We start from the raw sequence: 21,053 nt of genomic DNA, 5'->3' as shown, positions 1-21,053 counted from the left end.
CTCAAACAGGTCACTGGTGCCGGGTTAATCCTCGGCACCAGATTGTGCTAACTCCGACGGGAGCAAATCCGTGAAAGATTTATTAAAGTTTCTGAAAGCGCAGACTAAAACCGAAGAGTTTGATGCGATCAAAATTGCTCTGGCTTCGCCAGACATGATCCGTTCATGGTCTTTCGGTGAAGTTAAAAAGCCGGAAACCATCAACTACCGTACGTTCAAACCTGAGCGTGACGGCCTTTTCTGTGCGCGTATTTTCGGGCCAGTAAAAGATTACGAGTGCCTGTGCGGTAAGTACAAGCGCCTGAAACACCGTGGTGTGATCTGTGAGAAGTGCGGCGTTGAAGTGACCCAGACCAAAGTGCGTCGTGAGCGCATGGGCCACATCGAGCTGGCGTCTCCGACCGCTCACATCTGGTTCCTGAAATCTCTGCCGTCCCGTATCGGTCTGCTGCTGGATATGCCGCTGCGCGATATCGAACGTGTTCTGTACTTCGAATCTTATGTGGTTATCGAAGGCGGGATGACGAACCTGGAACGTCATCAGATCCTGACTGAAGAGCAGTATCTGGACGCGCTGGAAGAGTTCGGTGACGAATTCGACGCGAAGATGGGTGCGGAAGCTATTCAGGCCCTGCTGAAGAGCATGGATCTGGAGCAAGAGTGCGAGCAGCTGCGCGAAGAGCTGAACGAAACCAACTCCGAAACCAAACGTAAAAAGCTGACCAAGCGTATCAAACTGCTGGAAGCGTTCGTTCAGTCTGGTAACAAACCAGAGTGGATGATCCTGACCGTTCTGCCGGTTCTGCCGCCAGATCTGCGTCCACTGGTTCCGCTGGATGGTGGTCGTTTCGCAACGTCCGATCTGAACGATCTGTATCGTCGCGTTATTAACCGTAACAACCGTCTGAAACGTCTGCTGGATCTGGCTGCGCCGGACATCATCGTACGCAACGAAAAACGTATGCTGCAGGAAGCGGTAGATGCCCTGCTGGATAACGGTCGTCGCGGTCGTGCGATCACCGGTTCTAACAAACGTCCTCTGAAATCTTTGGCCGACATGATCAAAGGTAAACAGGGTCGTTTCCGTCAGAACCTGCTCGGTAAGCGTGTTGACTACTCCGGTCGTTCTGTAATCACCGTAGGTCCATACCTGCGTCTGCATCAGTGCGGTCTGCCGAAGAAAATGGCACTGGAGCTGTTCAAACCGTTCATCTACGGCAAGCTGGAACTGCGTGGCCTCGCCACCACCATCAAAGCCGCTAAGAAAATGGTTGAGCGTGAAGAAGCTGTCGTTTGGGATATCCTGGACGAAGTTATCCGCGAACACCCGGTACTGCTGAACCGTGCACCAACCCTGCACCGTTTGGGTATCCAGGCATTTGAGCCAGTCCTGATCGAAGGTAAAGCTATCCAGCTGCACCCGCTGGTTTGTGCGGCCTATAACGCCGACTTCGATGGTGACCAGATGGCTGTTCACGTACCGCTGACGCTGGAAGCCCAGCTCGAAGCGCGTGCGCTGATGATGTCTACCAACAACATCCTGTCCCCAGCGAACGGTGAACCTATCATCGTTCCTTCTCAGGACGTTGTATTGGGTCTGTACTACATGACCCGTGACTGTGTTAACGCCAAAGGCGAAGGCATGGTGCTGACTGGCCCGAAAGAAGCTGAGCGTATTTATCGCGCTGGCCTGGCCTCTCTGCATGCGCGCGTTAAAGTGCGTATCACCGAATACGAAAAAGATGAAAACGGCGAATTCGTTGCGAAAACCAGCATCAAAGACACGACCGTTGGTCGTGCGATTCTGTGGATGATCGTACCGAAAGGTCTGCCTTTCTCCATCGTCAACCAGGCGCTGGGCAAGAAAGCGATCTCCAAAATGCTGAACACCTGTTACCGCATTCTGGGTCTGAAGCCGACCGTTATCTTCGCTGACCAGACAATGTATACCGGCTTTGCTTATGCAGCGCGTTCAGGTGCATCTGTTGGTATCGATGACATGGTCATCCCAGAGAAGAAACACGAGATCATCTCTGAAGCGGAAGCTGAAGTTGCTGAGATCCAGGAGCAGTTCCAGTCTGGTCTGGTTACCGCGGGCGAACGCTATAACAAAGTTATCGATATCTGGGCAGCGGCGAACGATCGTGTATCCAAAGCGATGATGGATAACCTGCAGACCGAAACCGTGATTAACCGTGACGGCGTAGAAGAGCAGCAGGTTTCCTTCAACAGCATCTACATGATGGCCGACTCCGGTGCGCGTGGTTCCGCAGCACAGATTCGTCAGCTGGCAGGTATGCGTGGTCTGATGGCGAAGCCAGATGGCTCCATCATCGAAACGCCAATCACCGCGAACTTCCGTGAAGGTCTGAACGTACTCCAGTACTTCATCTCCACGCACGGTGCTCGTAAGGGTCTGGCGGATACCGCACTGAAAACCGCGAACTCCGGTTATCTGACGCGTCGTCTGGTTGACGTTGCGCAGGATCTGGTTGTGACCGAAGACGATTGTGGCACCCTCGAAGGTATCACCATGACCCCGGTTATCGAGGGTGGTGATGTTAAAGAGCCACTGCGCGATCGCGTTCTGGGTCGTGTGACTGCGGAAGACATTCTGAAGCCGGGCACTGCAGATATTCTGGTTCCACGCAACACGCTGCTGCACGAGCACTGGTGTGACCTGCTGGAAGCGAACTCTGTTGACTCCGTGAAAGTACGTTCCGTTGTATCCTGTGACACCGACTTTGGTGTATGTGCGCACTGCTATGGTCGTGACCTGGCGCGTGGCCACATCATCAACAAAGGTGAAGCAATCGGCGTTATCGCGGCACAGTCCATCGGTGAGCCGGGTACACAGCTGACGATGCGTACGTTCCACATCGGTGGTGCGGCATCTCGTGCGGCTGCTGAATCCAGCATCCAGGTGAAAAACAAAGGTAGCATCAAGCTCAGCAACGCGAAGTCTGTTGTTAACTCTGCAGGCAAGCTGGTTGTGACCTCTCGTAACACCGAGCTGAAGCTGATCGACGAATTCGGTCGTACCAAAGAGAGCTATAAAGTGCCTTACGGTGCGGTTATGGCGAAAGGTGATGGCGAGCAGGTTGCCGGCGGTGAAACCGTTGCAAACTGGGATCCACACACCATGCCGGTTATCACCGAAGTAAGTGGTTTCATCCGCTTCACTGACATGATCGACGGCCAGACCATTACTCGTCAGACCGACGAGCTGACCGGTCTGTCTTCTCTGGTGGTTCTGGATTCTGCTGAACGTACTACCGGTGGTAAAGATCTGCGTCCTGCACTGAAAATCGTTGATGCTCAGGGTAACGACGTTCTGATCCCGGGTACCGACATGCCTGCGCAGTACTTCCTGCCGGGTAAAGCGATCGTTCAGCTGGAAGATGGCATTCAGATCGGTGCAGGTGATGCTCTGGCGCGTATTCCACAGGAATCCAGCGGTACCAAGGACATCACCGGTGGTCTGCCACGCGTTGCGGACCTGTTCGAAGCACGTCGTCCGAAAGAGCCTGCAATTCTGGCTGAAATCAGCGGTATCATTTCCTTCGGTAAAGAGACCAAAGGGAAACGCCGTCTGGTTATCACTCCAGTAGATGGCAGCGAACCGTACGAAGAGATGATTCCTAAGTGGCGTCAGCTCAACGTGTTCGAAGGTGAACGTGTAGAACGTGGTGACGTGGTTTCCGATGGTCCAGAAGCACCGCACGACATTCTGCGTCTTCGTGGCGTACACGCGGTAACGCGTTACATCACCAACGAAGTACAGGACGTTTACCGTCTGCAGGGCGTTAAGATTAACGATAAGCACATTGAAGTTATCGTTCGTCAGATGCTGCGTAAAGCAACCATCGAAAACGCAGGCAGCTCCGAGTTCCTGGAAGGCGAACAGGTTGAATACTCTCGCGTTAAGATCGCTAACCGCGATCTGGAAGCGAACGGCAAAATCGGTGCAACCTATGCACGCGATCTGCTGGGTATCACCAAAGCGTCTCTGGCAACCGAGTCCTTCATCTCTGCAGCATCGTTCCAGGAAACGACTCGTGTCCTGACCGAAGCCGCTGTTGCAGGTAAACGTGATGAACTGCGCGGTCTGAAAGAGAACGTTATCGTGGGTCGTCTGATCCCGGCAGGTACCGGTTATGCGTACCACCAGGATCGTATGCGTCGTCGTGCTGCGGGCGAACTGCCAGCTGCACCGCAGGTGACTGCAGAAGATGCATCCGCGAGCCTGGCAGAGCTGCTGAACGCAGGTCTGGGCGGTTCCGACAACGAGTAATCGTTGAGGCCATAAATAAAAAACCCGCTTCGGCGGGTTTTTTTACATCTGAATATTTTCAGTTAATCAACGGAATGCGTCGATAAAGCTCGATCATGTCGCCCGCCAGATCCTGAATGACCATCGCGTTCATCAGGTGATCCTGAGAGTGGACGGTGATCAGGTTAACCGGAAGTTTCCCGGTCCCTTCGTCAAGACCGATAAGCTGCGTCTGGATCGTGTGCGCATGTTTCACATATTCGCGCGACTCTTCCATCGCTTTTTCTGCTTCGTCAAACTCACCTTTACGCGCCATCTGTAATGCCGTCAGGGCCGCACTGCGTGCCGCGCCTGCGTTGACCAGCAGTTCCATAATCGTGGTTTCTAAGTCTTCCATTATGACTCCAGAAGTTTAAGCGCTTTTTCCAGTACGGCATCACCTTTCATCATGCCGTAATCCATCATGTCGATCACCGCGACCTTTTTACCCAGCGGCTCGGCCTGTGCCTGGAGTTTAGCTTGCTCGTATTTAACCTGTGGCCCCAGTAATACGATGTCGGCCGTCGCGATGTTGTCTTTAAACTCCGCAACCGGAACGGCTTTAATGGTGACTTCAACCCCTTTTTTCTGCGCGGCGTCTTTCATACGTTGAACCAGCATGCTGGTTGACATTCCCGCTGCACAGCATAAAACGATGTTCTTCATAATCAGCCTCGATCTACATGTGTTTATTGATAATTATCCCGTGCAGACCGCTTCAACAACCGGTTTACCGCTAATGTGTGTCAGGCATCACAAAGAAACCGGTGATTTTCTGAAACCGGTTACAATTTTGCATTGTCGGGTACCCGGCCCGTCGAAACGGGCAGGGTGAAAGAGGGAGGATTAGCTGATGGACGTTCGATTAATGCGGTTTTTGCCCTGCTGTTTGGCGCTGTAGAGGGCGTTATCAACGCTTCCGACAAATTGCTCCAGCGGTTCAAAATGCCACTCCCCAAGACCGCCGCTGAACGTCACCCGCAGGTTTTCTTCTCGCCAGACGCGTTTTTCAACAGCGGTACGCCATGCTTCCAGTAATGACAGCGCAGACGTCATCTGCTCAGCCTGAAAAATTACCGCAAACTCTTCTCCACCATAACGGTAAAGCGAGACGTGATGTGGCTGCATGATCTGGATCCCTTCGCGGGCCACGTTGCGCAGAACGATATCACCGGTCAGGTGGCCCAGCGTATCGTTAATCGATTTAAAATTATCAATATCCACCAGCGCCATCGCGAAAGGCTGATGGGCATTCAGCAGCTCCGCGATATCGCTATCGAATGCGCGGCGGTTTTTACAGCCCGTTAGCGCATCGTAAGTGGCCTGCCGTACATACGCCATCTCACGCTCTTTATTGGACTGGATCGTGTGGCTCAGCATCGCTTCCAGTCGCGGCGCTTCGCTGACATCGCCGGTTTTGATGGCATTGATAATGTGCATCAGCACGCTACGCGAGGCGTGGCGGAGGTATAAGCCGAAGAGGATGATGATGATGGCTGCCAGCGCAAACCCCCAGCCAACAATCGTCGTTTCGTGGCGGGTGATATCGGTGAGCGTCTCGCCAGAGACCCGGTAGATGACAAACCAGTCCGGATTGGTAAACGAGTAGTAGTAATACCAGGCGTTGCTTTTCTTGTCGTAAAGGTGACCTTCGCCGCTGGTCATTTTGTCCATCAGCGCTTCGCTTACGTACTGTTTGAAGAGCGCGCCTGTATCCGGGTGAAGCACAACGGCGCCGTCGCGTTCGACGACGAAGAATTCCCCCTGAACGGGCGCCACCATCTGACGCAGGGTGTAGCCCATTGACGTCAAATCGAGATGAAACGCGATCGTTCCCTTCAGCCTGCCTTCCGGTGAAATCAAGGGTTTATAGAGTGTGACCGTCGGATGGCCGGTGAAGTAGTCCATGTAGGGGCGAGTATAGTGGCTGAAGATACTGGCTTCGGCCTGAGCGACAAACCACGGCCGCGTCCGGGGATCGAAGGTTTTATTCTTCTCCGTGGGGAGCACTTCCGGTGCGCGGAGATAATGCCCCTGCGTGTCTGCCAGCGAGATGGAGGACACGGTCGGCATCAGGTTCTGCAAATGCATCATCATCTGCAGCCCTTGTGTCGGGTTGACGTTGAGCGTCTCGTTTAGCCTGTCGTTACGCGAAAAGTACATCGCGGAACGGCCCAGAATATAGTCGTTTTCACGCAGGATAGACTCGGTGTAGTTCACCGCCAGGTTGTGCGTGAAATTGCTATTGATCTTATGATAATCCTCAAGAAAATCCTTTCGTTGCGAAAGCGTCACCGCGACCGCGATCACCGCAAAACTGCAGAGGATCCCCGCGAAGCTGAGCATGATTGGCCGGGTAAAAGAGAGCTTTTTGCTGTGAAGTGCCATGGGCTGTACATCGTTCCTGATGGTGAATACTTTTCGTCTGCCGATATCCTCTCAGCATAGTCGCTGTCCTGCGGTTAGCGGTGAATTATACGGCACATGATTTCTGACGGGATGATTTATCTTAAGAACCATTAAGAAAATACTTATTCAAGGGGTTGGGGCCGTTTGTGCAATGAACCAGAGGCAGGGCGAAACGAGGAAGAAGCTTTTCACCCTGGTCAGCATCCGTTGCTGACCGTGTGACAATAAAAAACCGGACGATTGCTGACAATCCTCCGGTTTTACCTTTTCGTAGCGCCTCGGCAATTTTTTATGGTGTTGCAGTGCGTTTCAACGTCATTGCGAGGATCTTCCCAGCCAGCTATCCCAGTCTTTCCAGACAGGCTGAAGACCCTGCGCCGTCAGGGCTGCGGCGACCGCTTCCGGACGTCGTCCGTCATGCGGCACAAACTGCTCCAGCTCAGGATGATCGTCGGCGTAGCCGCCAGGCTGCGTTTTGGAAAACGCGCTGACGTTGTTAATCGCAAGCGGGATAACGCGATCGCGAAATGCCGGGGACTCACGCGTTGAGAGCGATAATTCAACTTCCGGGGCGAGCAGGCGAAACGCGCAGATGGTCTGCACCAGCTGGCGTTCATCCATCAGCGAAGCCGGTTCAATCCCTCCCGCGCAAGGTCTCAGCCGCGGGAAGGAGATGGAATAACGGCTCTGCCAGTAGTGCTGCTGGAGCCACAGCAAATGTTCCGCCACCATGTAACAATCCACCCGCCAGCTGTCAGATAGCCCGATCAGCGCACCCAGACCGATTTTGTCGATGCCCGCGCGACCCAATCTGTCCGGCGTTTCCAGCCGGAAAAAGAAATCCTGTTTCTTGCCCTTCAGGTGGTGCCGGGCGTACGTCGCCTCGTGGTAGGTTTCCTGGTAGACCATGACCCCGTCCAGCCCGAGGGTTTTGAGCTCCGCGTATTCCTCCTGCGCCAGAGGCTGCACTTCCATCTGCAACGACGCAAACTGACGACGAATGGCGGGAAGGTGCTGACGGAAATAGTCCATTCCTACTTTTCCCTGATGTTCGCCCGTGACCAGCAGAAGATGCTCAAAGCCCATTTCACGAATGGCCGCACACTCACGGGCAATCTCACCGTCATCGAGCGTTTTACGCTTGATGCGGTTGCTCATGGAGAAGCCGCAGTAGGTGCAGTCATTGGCGCACAGGTTTGAGAGATAAAGCGGCACGTAGAAACTCACCGTGTTGCCAAAACGCTGGCGGGTGAGCCGCTGTGCTCGCTGGGCCATCGGTTCGAGGTACGCGCTGGCCGCCGGGGAGAGCAGAGCCATCAAATCCTCGCGGGTCAGATGGCTGGCATGCAGCGCGCGCTCCACGTCAGCCGCCGTTTTGCTGTTGATGCGCAGGGCAATATCGTCCCAGCTAAGCTGCCGCCAGCGCTCGGTAAATGTGCTCATGAGATCGCCTCCAGAAAACCGGTCAGCGGGCTGGTGGCCTGCGCCTGGAAACTGCGCGAGCCGGGGCCGGATTCCCTTGCCAGCAGACCGGCCTCTACGGCCATGCGGAACGCACGCGCCATCATGACCGGATCGTCGGCAACCGCGATGGCCGTGTTGACCAGCACCGCGTCGGCACCCATCTCCAGTGCCTGTGCGGCATGGCTGGGCACGCCAATACCTGCATCAACCACCACCGGCACGGTAGCCTGCTCAATAATGATTTCCAGCATCGCGCGGGTTTCCAGCCCCTGGTTGGAGCCAATGGGTGCTCCCAGCGGCATGACGGCGGCGCAGCCGACCTCTTCCAGCCGTTTGCACAGGACAGGGTCGGCGCCGCAGTAAGGCAGGACGGTAAACCCTTGCTGCACCAGCTTTTCAGCCGCTTTCAGTGTTTCAATCGGGTCGGGCAGCAGCCAGCGGGCGTCCGGATGAATTTCCAGCTTCAGCCAGCGGGTACCGAGCGCCTCGCGGGCCAGTTGCGCGGCAAAAATCGCCTCTTCGGCTGTTTTCGCGCCGGAGGTGTTGGGCAACAGCGTGACGCCTGCCGCCAGTAAAGGAGCCAGAATGGCATCGCTGTGATGACGCAGATCCACGCGTTTGAGCGCCAGCGTCACCAGTTGGCTGCCGCTTTCGCGAATGGCATCCACCATCAGCTGCGGCGAGGCGAATTTTCCGGTTCCGGTAAACAGATGTGAATCAAAGACTTTGTCGGCAATACGTAACATCTCAGCCCCCTGCGATAACCTGAAACAGCAGGATCTGGTCGCCGTCATTGACCTGCTGATGTTCCCACTGCTCGCGCGGCAGGATCTGTTGATTGAGCGCCAGCGCCGTTCCCGGCTTGAGCTGACGCAGCTTGTCGAGCAGTACCGCAACGGTGAGCCCGTCGTCGCATCTCATCGGCTCATCGTTAAACAGAATGCGCATCGCGACCTCCGCATACCGGGCAGCGGCTGGCGCGGTGCAACGCCAGATGGCGCCAGCCGCTGGAGCGGGCATCAAACAGCCGCAGCGTATTGCGTTCCGTTTCCATGCCGCTGAGTAGCTTGATGGCTTCAAGCGCCTGCATTGTGCCCATTACACCGACCACCGGACCAAGAATACCCGCCGTACGGCAGTTGCGCGTCGGCTCGGCATCATCTGGCCACAGGCAGCGATAGCAGCCCTGTGACCACGGCGGGGTCAGGACCATCATCTGCCCGCCGAAACCCACCGCGCTGGCGGTGATAAGCGGCGTGTTATTTGCCACGCAGGCGGCATTAATCGCCTGGCGTGTCGCCATGTTGTCCGTGCAGTCCAGCACCACGTCGGCAAGGGCGACTTCACGGCGCAGGCTTTCACCGCTGAGCCGATCCTCCAGGGCAATCAACGCGATATCCGGGTTGAGCTGGTTCAGGCGCTGCCGGGTGATTTGCGCTTTCGGCTGGTTGATATCCTCGGTGGTAAAGAGGATTTGTCGCTGCAGGTTGCTGAGGTGAACCTCGTCGTCATCGGCCAGCACCAGCGTACCGATACCTGCGCCTGCCAGATAAAGCGCGGCGGGCGCGCCTAATCCGCCCAGACCGACAATCAGCACCCGGCTGGCGAGCAGCTTTTGCTGTCCGTCGATGGCGATATCTTCCAGCAGGATCTGACGGCTGTAGCGCATAAAATCGCGGTCATTCATCGCCTGCTCCTGCCAGCTGTAACAGCTGTTCGGTGGCGGACCGCCAGTCTGCGGCCTGGGTGATGGCGCTAACGACGGCGATACTGCCTGCGCCGGTCTCCAGCACCGCCGGGGCACGTTCAAGGCTGATTCCGCCAATGGCGACGGTCGGGTAATCGGCAAGGCGTTTAACGTGACTCGCCAGCTGCGTCAGCCCTTGCGGTGCGGAGGGCATCTGCTTGGTTTGCGTCGGGAAAACGTGGCCGAGGGCGATGTAGGAGGGACGAGCCGCCAGGGCCACGTCGATCTCCATGTCATCGTGTGTTGAAACGCCAAGGCGCAGCCCGGCTTCGCGGATAGCGCTCAGATCCGTTGTTTCCAGATCCTCCTGGCCCAGATGTACGCCGTAAGCCTGGTGCTTAACGGCCAGCCGCCAGTAGTCGTTGATAAACAGGCGGGCGTTATGCCGACGCCCAAGCGCGATGGCGGTAACCACATCGGCTTCCACCTCGTCATCGCGTTTATCCTTGATGCGCAGCTGGAGGGTGCGAACGCCAGCCTCCAGCAGTCGCTCTATCCACTCCACGCTGTCCACCACCGGATAGAGCCCTAAACGGTAGGGAACGGGTGGGAAATCGGGCTGGTACATTACGCCTCCTCTTTTTTGAGGTAGATTTCGCCGCCTTTGGCGCGGAAGGTTTCAGACATGTCCGCCATACCCACTTCAATGGTTTGCGCGGCGGCGTAGTCGCGCACCTCCTGGCTAATTTTCATTGAGCAGAATTTTGGCCCGCACATGGAGCAGAAGTGGGCAACTTTGCCGGATTCCTGCGGCAGGGTCTCGTCGTGATAGGCGCGGGCGGTGAACGGATCCAGCGCCAGGTTGAACTGGTCTTCCCAGCGGAATTCAAAGCGCGCCTTCGACATGGCGTTATCGCGGATTTGCGCGCCCGGGTGGCCTTTGGCCAGATCCGCCGCGTGGGCGGCAATTTTGTAGGTGATCAGCCCCTGCTTCACGTCCTCTTTGTTTGGCAGGCCGAGGTGCTCTTTCGGCGTCACGTAGCAGAGCATGGCGCAGCCGAACCAGCCGATCATCGCCGCGCCAATCCCTGACGTGAAGTGGTCATAGCCTGGCGCAATATCGGTGGTCAACGGCCCCAGGGTATAGAACGGCGCTTCGTGGCAGTGCTCCAGCTCCTCAGTCATGTTGCGGCGGATCATCTGCATCGGCACGTGTCCCGGACCTTCAATCATCACCTGCACGTCATACTCCCAGGCGATTTTGGTCAGTTCGCCCAGCGTATGCAGCTCGGCAAACTGCGCTTCATCGTTGGCATCGCGGATGGAGCCCGGGCGCAGGCCATCGCCCAGCGACAGAGAGACATCGTACGCGGCGCAGATTTCGCAAATTTCACGGAAGTGTTCGTAGAGGAAGTTTTCCTGATGATGGGACAGGCACCACTTCGCCATGATGGAGCCGCCGCGCGAGACGATACCGGTCAGACGTTTCGCCGTCATCGGCACGTAGCGCAGCAGCACGCCCGCGTGAATGGTGAAGTAGTCCACACCCTGTTCAGCCTGTTCCAGCAGCGTGTCGCGGAACGCTTCCCAGGTGAGGTCTTCGGCAATGCCGTTGACTTTCTCCAGCGCCTGATAAATCGGAACGGTGCCAATCGGTACCGGACTGTTACGCAGGATCCACTCGCGGGTTTCGTGAATATAGCGGCCGGTGGAGAGATCCATTACCGTGTCCGCGCCCCAGCGCGTGGACCAGACCAGCTTTTCCACCTCTTCTTCAATGGAGGAGGTGACGGCCGAGTTACCGATGTTCGCATTGACCTTCACCAGGAAGTTGCGGCCAATAATCATCGGCTCGGATTCCGGGTGGTTGATGTTGGCGGGGATAATCGCGCGGCCTGCGGCCACTTCGTCACGCACAAATTCCGGCGTAATGTTCTCCGGCAGGCGAGCGCCAAAGCCTTCACCCGGATGCTGATAGCGCAGCACTTCGCTACGGATGCGCTCGCGACCCATGTTTTCGCGGATGGCGATGAACTCCATCTCCGGTGTGACGATGCCCTGGCGCGCGTAGTGCAGCTGGGTCACGCATTTGCCCGCTTTAGCGCGTTTTGGCGTCAGCAGGCCGGTAAAGCGCAGCTCGTCCAGACCGTCGTCGGCCAGGCGCGCTTTGGTATAGGCTGAGCTTTGCTCGTTTAGCGCTTCGCTGTCATCACGCGCGTCAATCCACGGCTGGCGCAGCTTAGCCAGACCCTGCTGGACGTTGATCGTAACAGATGGATCGCCGTACGGACCGGAGGTGTCATACACCGGCACGGCTTCGTTGTCTTCATACTGCGGGTTATCTTTGCTGCCGCCGATAAGCGTCGGGCTGAGCTGGATTTCGCGCATTGGGACGCGGATATCGGCCTGCGAACCGGAAATGTAGATGCGTTTAGAGTTCGGGAAAGCGGTGCCTTCCAGCGTGTCGATGAAGTGTTGGGCCTGTGCGCGCTGTTCGCGGCGGGTCAGTTTTGCAGTAGACATAGCTCATTCCAAAAGTGAAGGACATGGCTTGTCAGACGACGGATGAAGCAAGAGAGGATCGCCCTCAGGCGATACAACAGCAGTGTGACTCTTGTTCCCTTCGCAGGTATTAGCCTGATCAGGTTCCGCGGATCCCGAATTAACGGTCTCAGCCCGCGCTTTCAGGCGCTGGGCACTCCGACAAGAAAAATCCCCCTCGTGAGAGGGGCGAATGGTTGTAAATTACTCGTTAACGATGAAGAACTCAAGCAGGGCGCGCGACGTTCTCTTCGTTAGTGATGTTCAAATCATTGTCCAGTACGAGGGCGATCAGCTTATCTTCCAGCGTGAATCGCTCTTCCAGCGCTTCACCGAGGTCGGATAGCGCCCGCTGGAACTCAAGATAGTTATCGTGATCGATGGCGTTCTCGAGCGCGGAATCATAGTAATCCATGATCTGCTGGGTGTTGGCTTCCAGCAGCGGATAGAGCTTGCTGGCCGCTAAATACGGTGTTGTCCCTTCCATTTCGCGGATAATGCGTTCATAAATATTGAAATGGCCGTCGGACAGATAGTCGACCAGGCCCTGACAAAAATCATCCAGCGCTTTTTCATTCAGTCGCATAAACGATTCTTTGCCAGGCTTAATACCGACCAGATTGTAATAAGCCACGAGTAGATGCTTGCGCACATGTAGCCAGCGATCCACCAGTTTGTTACTTCCTCTAACGCGCTCAGTCAGGCTTTCCAACTGGTTTAACATGGTCGACTCCGCAAAATGTAGGATTGAATCTGCTTATCCAGAATGTAACCACAATGCTAACAACATGTCAGTGAAGCGAAGGTAGTGCAATAGATATGGATCGTATTATTGAAAAATCAGATCTTGGTTGGTGGATCGTCAGTCACGAACAAAAATTATGGCTCCCTGCCGGGGAAATCCCCTATGGCACAGCTGAGGCGTTCGATCTTGTTGGCCAGCCAGCGCTAAAGATCGGCGAGTGGCAGGGGGAGCCCGTGTGGTTGATCCAACAGCCCCGCCGCCAGGATATGGGATCTGTGCGCCAGGTGCTGGATCTGGACGTAGGGCTGTTCCAGCTGGCGGGGCGCGGCGTGCAGCTGGCAGAGTTTTACCGCTCGCATAAATACTGTGGCTACTGCGGTCATACCATGCGCCCGAGCAAAACCGAGTGGGCGATGCTCTGCAGCCACTGCCGCGAACGCTACTATCCGCAGATTGCGCCGTGCATCATCGTCGCTATCCGTCGGGAGGATTCCATCCTGCTGGCGCAGCATACCCGCCATCGCAACGGCATTCACACCGTGCTGGCCGGCTTCGTCGAAGTGGGCGAAACGCTGGAGCAGGCGGTGGCGCGCGAGGTGATGGAAGAGAGCAGCATCAAGGTTAAAAACCTGCGCTATGTCACCTCTCAGCCGTGGCCGTTCCCGATGTCGTTGATGACCGCGTTTATGGCTGAATACGACAGCGGCGAGATTGTTATCGATCAGAAAGAGCTGCTGGAAGCGAACTGGTATCGCTATGACGATTTACCGTTGCTCCCCCCGCCAGGCACCGTGGCGCGCCGGTTGATAGAAGATACCGTGGCACTGTGTCGGGCCGAGTATGAGTAGTGTTACACTGAGGCCATGACGCTTAAGGAACTGCAAAAATGACCGAACTGAAGAACGATCGTTATCTGCGTGCGCTGCTGCGCCAGCCCGTTGATGTCACCCCGGTGTGGATGATGCGCCAGGCGGGACGCTATCTGCCAGAGTACAAAGCCACGCGCGCGCAGGCGGGCGATTTTATGTCGCTGTGCAAAAACGCCGAGCTGGCCTGCGAAGTGACGCTCCAGCCGCTGCGCCGCTTCCCGCTGGATGCTGCGATCCTCTTCTCGGATATTCTGACTATTCCGGATGCAATGGGCCTTGGCCTGTACTTCGAAACCGGCGAAGGCCCGCGTTTCACCTCCCCCATCAAAAGCAAAGCCGATGTGGATAAGCTGCCGATCCCCGATCCGGAAGGCGAGCTGGGCTATGTGATGAACGCCGTACGCACCATTCGCCGTGAGCTGAAAGGTGAAGTGCCGCTGATTGGCTTCTCCGGCAGCCCATGGACGCTGGCGACCTATATGGTTGAAGGGGGCAGCAGCAAAGCCTTCACCATGATTAAAAAGATGATGTACGCCGAGCCGCTGGCCCTGCATGCGCTGCTCGACAAGCTGGCGAAGAGCGTCACCCTCTACCTGAACGCGCAGATTAAGGCGGGCGCGCAGTCGGTGATGATCTTCGATACCTGGGGCGGCGTGCTGACCGGGCGCGATTATCAGCAGTTCTCCCTGTATTACATGCACAAAATCGTCGACGGCCTGCTGCGTGAAAACGAAGGTCGTCGCGTGCCGGTGACGCTGTTCACCAAAGGTGGCGGTCAGTGGCTGGAAGCGATGGCGGCAACCGGCTGCGACGCGCTGGGCCTCGACTGGACGACCGATATTGCCGATGCCCGCCGCCGCGTGGGCGACAAAGTGGCGCTGCAGGGCAATATGGACCCGTCCATGCTCTATGCGCCGCCAGCCCGCATTGAAGAAGAAGTGTCGACTATACTGTCTGGTTTCGGCCAGGGGGAAGGCCATGTCTTTAACCTCGGCCACGGCATTCATCAGGATGTGCCGCCAGAACACGCTGGCGTATTTGTGGAGGCGGTGCATCGGCTTTCTGCCCAGTATCACAAGTAAGGAGTAGTTATGGATCTCGCGTCGCTACGCGCTCAACAAATCGAACTGGCCTCATCGGTGATCCGCGAGGATCGTCTGGATAAGGATCCTCCGCAGTACATTGGCGGAGCCGACGTCGGATTCGAGCAGGGTGGAGAAGTGACGCGAGCGGCAATGGTGGTACTGAAATACCCTTCGCTTGAGCTGGTGGAGTACAAGGTAGCGCGTATCGCGACCACCATGCCGTACATTCCGGGCTTTCTCTCCTTCCGCGAATATCCCGCGCTGCTGGCAGCGTGGGAGCAACTCTCGCAAAAACCTGACCTGCTGTTTGTCGATGGACACGGTATCTCACACCCGCGACGTTTAGGCGTTGCCAGCCACTTTGGGCTGCTGGTGGATGTGCCGACCATTGGCGTCGCTAAGAAACGCCTGTGCGGCGCGTTTGAACCTCTTTCTGCCGAGCCGGGTGCGCTGGCGCCGCTTATCCATAAAGGTGAGCAGTTAGCGTGGGTCTGGCGCAGCAAGGCGCGCTGTAACCCGCTCTTTATCGCCACCGGGCACCGGGTGAGCATGGACAGCGCCCTGGCGTGGGTGCAGCGTTGCATGAAGGGCTACCGCTTGCCGGAGCCGACGCGCTGGGCAGACGCCGTGGCGTCTTCGCGTCCGGCTTTTGTTCGTTGGCAGGAAATTCAGCGATGATTCAGGTAAACTGCGGCTAATTTTCGATTCGAGAGATCATCATGTTACAAAACCCGATTCACCTGCGCCTTGAGAAAGTTGAAAGCTGGCAGCACGTGACGTTTATGGCTTGCCTGTGCGAGCGCATGTATCCCAATTATGCCGCGTTCTGTAAGGAGACGGGCTTTGGTGATGGCCATATCTACCGCCGCATTCTGGATCTGATCTGGGAAACGCTGACGGTGAAAGACGCGAAGGTGAACTTCGACTCCCAGCTGGAAAAGCTGGAAGAGGCGATTCCGGTTGCGGATGATTTTGACCTGTACGGTGTTTACCCGGCGATTGATGCCTGTGTGGCATTAAGCGAACTGCTCCACTCCCGTCTGAGCGGTGAAACGCTGGAGCACGCTATTGAAGTCAGTAAGGCATCTATTACGACCGTCGCGATGCTGGAAATGACCCAGGAAGGTCGCGAGATGACCGACGAAGAGCTGCGTGCGAACCCGGCGGTTGAGCAAGAATGGGACATTCAGTGGGAAATTTTCCGCCTGCTGGCAGAGTGTGAAGAACGCGATATTGAGCTGATAAAAGGGCTGCGCGCGGACTTACGAGAGGCTGCTGAGAGCAATATTGGTATAATTTTTAACCAATGAGACAATAAAACTTGAGATAACGCCCGTTTTGTCGCTCCTCGACTCTTCCCTTTCGCCCCTTGTCTGGTCTACATTTGGGGGGCGAAAAAAAGTGGCTATCGGTGCGTGTATGCAGGAGAGTGCTTTTTTGGCATTTTCGTCGCACTCGATGCTTAGCAAGCGATAAACACATTGAAAGGATAACTTATGAACAAGACTCAACTGATTGATGTAATTGCGGACAAGGCTGATCTGTCTAAAGTGCAGGCTAAAGCTGCTCTGGAATCTACCCTGGCTGCTATTACTGAGTCTCTGAAAGAAGGTGATGCTGTACAACTGGTTGGTTTCGGTACCTTCAAAGTGAACCACCGCGCTGAGCGTACTGGCCGCAACCCGCAGACCGGTAAAGAAATCAAAATCGCCGCAGCTAACGTGCCGGCATTTGTTTCTGGTAAAGCACTGAAAGACGCTGTTAAGTAAGACGCGTGGCAGTGAACAGTTTTAGCGAAGGGGCGGCAACGCCCCTTTTGTCTTTCTGGCGTGGAACGCTCGCGCTGGCAGGCATGCTGCTGCTGTCCGCCTGCAGCCATGACACCTCCCTGCCGCCGTTTACCGCCAGCGGTTACGCGGACAACCAGGGTGCGGTCAGGATCTGGCGCAAAGATTCCGGCGGCGAAGTGCATCTGCTTTCTGCCTTCAGCCCGTGGCATAACGGCAATACGTCGACTGCGGAATATCGCTGGCAGGGAGATGACCTGTCGCTGATTGAACTGAACGTCTACAGCAAGACCCCCGAACACGTGAAAGTGCGTTTTGACGACCATGGCGAGCTAAGCTTTATGCAGCGCGAAGTCAGCGGTCAAAAACAGCAGCTTTCCAGCGATCAAATCGCCCTCTACCGTTATCGTGCCGAACAAATCCGCCAGACCAGCGATGCGCTTCGTCTGGGCCGCGTTGTGCTGCGCCAGGGGCGCTGGCATGCCGATGGGACGGTGACAACCTGTGAAGGGCAGACGGTCAAGCCTGAGCTCGAATCCTGGGCAACAGAACACATTCAACGCCGTCAGCGTCATTCATCAATGGAGGTGAGTGTGGCGTGGCTGGAAGCGCCGGAAGGCTCTCAGCTGCTGCTGGTGGCGAACGAAGATTTCTGCACCTGGCAGCCGACAGAGAAGAGTTTTTGAATTCTGTGGATTAAGCCGGATGGCGCTAACGCTTATCCGGCCTACGAACGATCCCCTCTCCCACGGGGAGAGGGTGTGAAATTACTCGCCCTGCTCACGCGCAATCGCGCGATAACCGATATCCTGACGGCTAAAGCTGCCGTTCCAGTGAATATCCGCCATCAGCGCATAGGCGCGTTTCTGTGCTTCTGCCACGGTATGACCCAGCGCGGTTGCACACAGTACGCGACCGCCGTTGGTGAGGACACGATCGTCATCAGCCAGCGTCGTACCGGCATGGAACACCTTCGCACCTTCAATTTCTTCCAGCGGCAGGCCGTGGATCTCATCCCCGGTGTTGTAGTTGCCCGGGTAACCACCCGCAGCAATCACCACGCCCAGAGACGCACGCTCGTCCCACTCGGAGGTTTTCTCGTCGAGTTTGCCTTCGCAGGCTGCCAGACACAGATCCACCAGATCGGATTTCATGCGCAGCATGATGGGCTGCGTTTCCGGATCGCCAAAGCGGCAGTTGAATTCGATAACCTTAGGGTTACCCTGCTTGTCGATCATCAGACCTGCGTAAAGGAAACCGGTGTAGGTGTTGCCTTCCGCCGCCATCCCTTTCACGGTTGGCCAGATGACGCGATCCATGGTGCGCTGGTGTACTTCGTCAGTCACTACCGGAGCAGGGGAGTAAGCGCCCATCCCGCCGGTATTCGGGCCGGAATCACCATTACCCACACGCTTGTGGTCCTGGCTGGTGGCCATCGGCAGAACATGCTCGCCATCGACCATCACGATAAAGCTCGCTTCTTCACCGTCGAGAAACTCTTCGATCACGATACGGTGGCCCGCATCGCCAAAGGCGTTGCCCGCCAGCATATCCTGAACTGCGGCTTCCGCTTCTTCGAGCGTCATCGCCACGATCACGCCTTTACCGGCGGCCAGACCGTCGGCCTTGATGACAATCGGCGCGCCTTTTTCACGCAGGTAGTCCAGGGCTGGCTCCACTTCGGTGAAGTTCTGATATTCCGCCGTCGGGATGTTATGACGCGCGAGGAAATCTTTGGTGAAGGCTTTGGAGCCTTCCAGCTGCGCGGCACCTTGCGTTGGTCCGAAGATGGTCAGGCCCGCCGCGCGGAATGCATCAACGACGCCAATCACCAGCGGCGCTTCCGGGCCGACGATGGTCAGATCGATTTTCTCGTTCTGAGCAAAGCTCAGCAGCGCCTGGATATCAGTTACGCCAATGGCGACGTTCTGTAGAGTCGGCTCCAGTGCGGTACCGGCGTTACCCGGTGCCACGAAGACTGTTTTCACCAGCGGAGACTGTGCCGCTTTCCACGCCAGAGCGTGCTCGCGTCCGCCGTTACCAATTACTAATACTTTCATTTTCAGCTCCGGGAATTAATGACGGAAGTGGCGCATGTCGGTGAAGATCATCGCAATGCCGTGTTCGTCGGCAGCGGCAATCACTTCGTCGTCGCGGATTGAGCCGCCAGGCTGGATCACACAGGTGATCCCTACAGCGGCTGCCGCGTCGATACCGTCACGGAACGGGAAGAAGGCGTCAGAAGCCATGGCGGAGCCTTTTACTTCCAGACCTTCATCGCCTGCTTTAATACCCGCGATTTTCGCGGAGTAGACGCGGCTCATCTGGCCTGCACCTATTCCGATGGTCATGTTCTCTTTCGCGTAGACGATGGCGTTGGATTTGACGAACTTCGCGACCTTCCAGCAGAACAGCGCGTCACGCAGTTCCTGTTCGCTTGGCTGACGTTTGGTCACCACGCGCAGGTCGGCTTCTGTCACCATACCCAAATCGCGATCCTGAACCAGCAGGCCGCCATTCACGCGTTTGAAGTCCAGGCCCGAAACACGTTCCGCCCACTGACCACAAACCAGTACGCGCACGTTCTGTTTTGCCGCGGTGATTTTCAGCGCTTCTTCAGAGGCCGACGGCGCGATGATCACTTCGACAAACTGGCGGGAGATGATGGCCTGTGCGGTTTCAGCATCCAGCTCGCGGTTGAAGGCGATAATGCCGCCGAACGCAGAGGTTGGGTCGGTTTTGTAGGCGCGATCGTAGGCATCCAGAATAGAGGTGCTAACCGCAACGCCGCATGGGTTCGCATGCTTGACGATAACGCAGGCCGGCTCGCTGAACTCTTTCACGCATTCCAGCGCGGCGTCGGTGTCAGCAATGTTGTTATAGGAGAGCGCCTTGCCCTGAACCTGCTGAGCGGTCGCAACAGAGGCTTCTTTTACCTCTTCTTCTATATAGAAGGCTGCCTGCTGGTGGCTGTTCTCGCCGTAACGCATATCCTGCTTCTTAATGAAGTTCAGGTTCAGGGTGCGCGGGAAGCGGCCAGAAGGATCTTTGCTTTCACCGTGGTAAGCCGGCACCAGGCTACCGAAGTAGTTGGCGATCATGCTGTCGTACGCGGCGGTGTGTTCGAAGGCTTTGATGGCGAGGTCGAAACGCGTTGCAAGCGTCAGTGACCCTTCGTTGGCATCCATCTCATTAATAATGGTTTCGTAATCGCTGCTCTTTACGACGATGGCCACATCTTTATGGTTCTTGGCTGCGGAGCGCACCATGGTTGGGCCGCCGATATCAATATTCTCTACGGCATCTTCCAGAGAACAGCCTTCGCGGGCAACGGTCTGGGCAAACGGGTAGAGGTTAACAACCACCATGTCGATTGGCGCGATGTCATGCTGTTCCATAATGGCGTCGTCCTGACCGCGACGGCCAAGAATACCGCCGTGCACTTTCGGGTGCAGGGTTTTGACGCGTCCATCCATCATTTCCGGGAAACCGGTGTAATCGGACACTTCGGTTACCGGCAGACCTTTATCTGCTAACAGGCGAGCGGTACCGCCTGTAGAAAGCAGCTCCACACCGCGTGCAGAAAGTGCCTGAGCGAATTCGACGATACCGGCTTTATCAGAAACACTGAGCAGAGCGCGGCGGACTGGACGACGTTGTTGCATGGTAAATCCCCTGGATTTCACGATTACAGAGAGCGTTAGATGAATTTTCCTGCGAAAAACTCATCTAACACACCTGACGGGGCATCCTTATTAAGCGCGAGCATTTTAACGAAAACGTTTGCGCAACGCTCGCACATTTTCACTTTTTCGTATCATTGTGGATAAGTCTGTGTGTAAAAGGGTATAAGGCGGGGTTTTGCTGTGTAATGCAGCAGTCAGTCATTTTTCTGTCATTTAGCGGTTGCGGCCTGCTGAGAACTCCCTATAATGCGCCTCCATCGACACGGCAGATGTGAATCACTTCACAAACAACCCGGTCGGTTGAAGAAAAAAAATCCTGAAATAACGGGTTGACTCTGAAAGAGGAAAGCGTAATATACGCCACCTCGCAACGGTGAGCGAAAGCCGCGTTGCACTGCTCTTTAACAATTTATCAGACAATCTGTGTGGGCACTCAAAGTGACATGGATTCTTAATGTCTCCGGACAA

19 protein-coding genes and 1 riboswitch are annotated in these 21,053 nt (G+C 56.1%); of the genes, 7 read left to right on the top strand and 12 right to left on the bottom strand.

Annotation, left to right across the window (positions count from 1 at the left end):
• Positions 1 to 70: 70 nt before the first annotated feature.
• Positions 71 to 4,294, top strand: a complete 4,224-nt coding sequence (rpoC, locus tag FU672_RS23400) for a DNA-directed RNA polymerase subunit beta' (RefSeq protein ID WP_148245047.1) — start codon at positions 71 to 73, stop codon at positions 4,292 to 4,294.
• A gap of 58 nt (positions 4,295 to 4,352) precedes the next feature.
• Here rpoC and FU672_RS23395 read toward each other — a convergent pair whose 3' ends face one another.
• The 10 genes from FU672_RS23395 to rsd form a co-directional block, all read right to left on the bottom strand.
• On the bottom strand, positions 4,353 to 4,670 hold the full coding sequence (locus tag FU672_RS23395) for a PTS lactose/cellobiose transporter subunit IIA (RefSeq protein ID WP_148245046.1): 318 nt from the start codon (positions 4,668 to 4,670) through the stop codon (positions 4,353 to 4,355).
• Positions 4,670 to 4,978, bottom strand: coding sequence for a PTS sugar transporter subunit IIB (locus tag FU672_RS23390; protein WP_023334100.1), 309 nt, complete (start codon positions 4,976 to 4,978; stop codon positions 4,670 to 4,672). The genes FU672_RS23395 and FU672_RS23390 overlap by 1 nt, the downstream gene beginning before the upstream one ends.
• 180 nt (positions 4,979 to 5,158) lie before the next feature.
• Positions 5,159 to 6,700: a sensor domain-containing diguanylate cyclase gene (locus FU672_RS23385; RefSeq protein WP_148245045.1), complete on the bottom strand. Its 1,542-nt coding sequence runs from the start codon at positions 6,698 to 6,700 to the stop codon at positions 5,159 to 5,161.
• A gap of 336 nt (positions 6,701 to 7,036) precedes the next feature.
• Entirely contained in the window at positions 7,037 to 8,164 is a 1,128-nt protein-coding gene (thiH, locus tag FU672_RS23380; RefSeq protein ID WP_148245044.1) for a 2-iminoacetate synthase ThiH, read from the bottom strand.
• Positions 8,161 to 8,931 (bottom strand): thiazole synthase, encoded by a 771-nt coding sequence (gene thiG, locus FU672_RS23375; protein WP_148245043.1) that lies wholly within the window; start codon positions 8,929 to 8,931, stop codon positions 8,161 to 8,163. Before thiG ends, thiH begins: the two co-directional genes overlap by 4 nt.
• Position 8,932: 1 nt before the next feature.
• Positions 8,933 to 9,205 carry a sulfur carrier protein ThiS gene (gene thiS, locus FU672_RS23370; protein WP_508610040.1) on the bottom strand — a complete coding sequence of 91 codons (273 nt, stop codon included), beginning with the start codon at positions 9,203 to 9,205 and terminating at the stop codon, positions 8,933 to 8,935.
• Complete coding sequence (locus tag FU672_RS23365) at positions 9,117 to 9,872, bottom strand: HesA/MoeB/ThiF family protein (protein WP_148245042.1); 756 nt, start codon at positions 9,870 to 9,872, stop codon at positions 9,117 to 9,119. Before FU672_RS23365 ends, thiS begins: the two co-directional genes overlap by 89 nt.
• Positions 9,865 to 10,500, bottom strand: a complete 636-nt coding sequence (gene thiE, locus FU672_RS23360) for a thiamine phosphate synthase (RefSeq protein WP_148245041.1) — start codon at positions 10,498 to 10,500, stop codon at positions 9,865 to 9,867. Before thiE ends, FU672_RS23365 begins: the two co-directional genes overlap by 8 nt.
• Positions 10,500 to 12,395, bottom strand: a complete 1,896-nt coding sequence (gene thiC, locus FU672_RS23355) for a phosphomethylpyrimidine synthase ThiC (RefSeq protein WP_148245040.1) — start codon at positions 12,393 to 12,395, stop codon at positions 10,500 to 10,502. The genes thiE and thiC overlap by 1 nt, the downstream gene beginning before the upstream one ends.
• 78 nt (positions 12,396 to 12,473) lie before the next feature.
• Positions 12,474 to 12,585, bottom strand: a riboswitch (TPP riboswitch).
• A 54-nt stretch (positions 12,586 to 12,639) separates the two neighbouring features.
• Positions 12,640 to 13,137, bottom strand: a complete 498-nt coding sequence (rsd, locus tag FU672_RS23350; RefSeq protein ID WP_148245039.1) for a sigma D regulator — start codon at positions 13,135 to 13,137, stop codon at positions 12,640 to 12,642.
• Positions 13,138 to 13,232: 95 nt separating this feature from the next.
• Between rsd and nudC the strand changes: the two genes are divergently transcribed.
• The 6 genes from nudC to FU672_RS23320 all read left to right on the top strand — a co-directional run bounded on the left by nudC (position 13,233) and on the right by FU672_RS23320 (position 17,585).
• Positions 13,233 to 14,006 (top strand): NAD(+) diphosphatase, encoded by a 774-nt coding sequence (gene nudC, locus FU672_RS23345; RefSeq protein ID WP_148245038.1) that lies wholly within the window; start codon positions 13,233 to 13,235, stop codon positions 14,004 to 14,006.
• A 38-nt stretch (positions 14,007 to 14,044) separates the two neighbouring features.
• Positions 14,045 to 15,109, top strand: a complete 1,065-nt coding sequence (gene hemE / locus FU672_RS23340) for a uroporphyrinogen decarboxylase (protein WP_029742041.1) — start codon at positions 14,045 to 14,047, stop codon at positions 15,107 to 15,109.
• A 9-nt stretch (positions 15,110 to 15,118) separates the two neighbouring features.
• Positions 15,119 to 15,790, top strand: coding sequence for a deoxyribonuclease V (nfi, locus tag FU672_RS23335; protein ID WP_023309979.1), 672 nt, complete (start codon positions 15,119 to 15,121; stop codon positions 15,788 to 15,790).
• A gap of 41 nt (positions 15,791 to 15,831) precedes the next feature.
• Positions 15,832 to 16,422 (top strand): YjaG family protein, encoded by a 591-nt coding sequence (locus tag FU672_RS23330; RefSeq protein ID WP_023334111.1) that lies wholly within the window; start codon positions 15,832 to 15,834, stop codon positions 16,420 to 16,422.
• A gap of 186 nt (positions 16,423 to 16,608) precedes the next feature.
• On the top strand, positions 16,609 to 16,881 hold the full coding sequence (gene hupA / locus FU672_RS23325) for a nucleoid-associated protein HU-alpha (protein WP_002445246.1): 273 nt from the start codon (positions 16,609 to 16,611) through the stop codon (positions 16,879 to 16,881).
• Positions 16,882 to 16,892: 11 nt separating this feature from the next.
• The gene (locus FU672_RS23320) at positions 16,893 to 17,585 is read left to right on the top strand and encodes a DUF1481 domain-containing protein (RefSeq protein ID WP_033146981.1); all 693 of its coding nucleotides are present in this window, start codon (positions 16,893 to 16,895) and stop codon (positions 17,583 to 17,585) included.
• An 81-nt stretch (positions 17,586 to 17,666) separates the two neighbouring features.
• On the opposite strand, the gene purD is transcribed toward FU672_RS23320, so the two are convergent.
• Both purD and purH read right to left on the bottom strand, forming a co-directional pair.
• Entirely contained in the window at positions 17,667 to 18,959 is a 1,293-nt protein-coding gene (gene purD, locus FU672_RS23315; RefSeq protein WP_148245037.1) for a phosphoribosylamine--glycine ligase, read from the bottom strand.
• 15 nt (positions 18,960 to 18,974) lie between these two features.
• Positions 18,975 to 20,564 (bottom strand): bifunctional phosphoribosylaminoimidazolecarboxamide formyltransferase/IMP cyclohydrolase, encoded by a 1,590-nt coding sequence (purH, locus tag FU672_RS23310; protein WP_148245036.1) that lies wholly within the window; start codon positions 20,562 to 20,564, stop codon positions 18,975 to 18,977.
• Positions 20,565 to 21,053 lie beyond the last annotated feature (489 nt).

It is taken from the genome of Enterobacter asburiae (assembly GCF_008080435.1).
Taxonomy (GTDB): Bacteria; Pseudomonadota; Gammaproteobacteria; order Enterobacterales; family Enterobacteriaceae; genus Enterobacter; species Enterobacter asburiae_C.
This window is presented reverse-complemented; position numbering and strand designations above follow the sequence as displayed.

Coding starts and splice junctions, on each gene's coding strand:
- FU672_RS23395 (WP_148245046.1), bottom strand. CDS start 4,670: ATGGAAGACTTAGAAACCACGATTATGGAACTGCTGGTCAACGCAGGC.
- FU672_RS23390 (WP_023334100.1), bottom strand. CDS start 4,978: ATGAAGAACATCGTTTTATGCTGTGCAGCGGGAATGTCAACCAGCATG.
- FU672_RS23385 (WP_148245045.1), bottom strand. CDS start 6,700: ATGGCACTTCACAGCAAAAAGCTCTCTTTTACCCGGCCAATCATGCTC.
- thiH (WP_148245044.1), bottom strand. CDS start 8,164: ATGAGCACATTTACCGAGCGCTGGCGGCAGCTTAGCTGGGACGATATT.
- thiG (WP_148245043.1), bottom strand. CDS start 8,931: ATGTTACGTATTGCCGACAAAGTCTTTGATTCACATCTGTTTACCGGA.
- thiS (WP_508610040.1), bottom strand. CDS start 9,205: ATGCCCGCTCCAGCGGCTGGCGCCATCTGGCGTTGCACCGCGCCAGCC.
- FU672_RS23365 (WP_148245042.1), bottom strand. CDS start 9,872: ATGAATGACCGCGATTTTATGCGCTACAGCCGTCAGATCCTGCTGGAA.
- thiE (WP_148245041.1), bottom strand. CDS start 10,500: ATGTACCAGCCCGATTTCCCACCCGTTCCCTACCGTTTAGGGCTCTAT.
- thiC (WP_148245040.1), bottom strand. CDS start 12,395: ATGTCTACTGCAAAACTGACCCGCCGCGAACAGCGCGCACAGGCCCAA.
- rsd (WP_148245039.1), bottom strand. CDS start 13,137: ATGTTAAACCAGTTGGAAAGCCTGACTGAGCGCGTTAGAGGAAGTAAC.
- nudC (WP_148245038.1), top strand. CDS start 13,233: ATGGATCGTATTATTGAAAAATCAGATCTTGGTTGGTGGATCGTCAGT.
- hemE (WP_029742041.1), top strand. CDS start 14,045: ATGACCGAACTGAAGAACGATCGTTATCTGCGTGCGCTGCTGCGCCAG.
- nfi (WP_023309979.1), top strand. CDS start 15,119: ATGGATCTCGCGTCGCTACGCGCTCAACAAATCGAACTGGCCTCATCG.
- FU672_RS23330 (WP_023334111.1), top strand. CDS start 15,832: ATGTTACAAAACCCGATTCACCTGCGCCTTGAGAAAGTTGAAAGCTGG.
- hupA (WP_002445246.1), top strand. CDS start 16,609: ATGAACAAGACTCAACTGATTGATGTAATTGCGGACAAGGCTGATCTG.
- purD (WP_148245037.1), bottom strand. CDS start 18,959: ATGAAAGTATTAGTAATTGGTAACGGCGGACGCGAGCACGCTCTGGCG.
- purH (WP_148245036.1), bottom strand. CDS start 20,564: ATGCAACAACGTCGTCCAGTCCGCCGCGCTCTGCTCAGTGTTTCTGAT.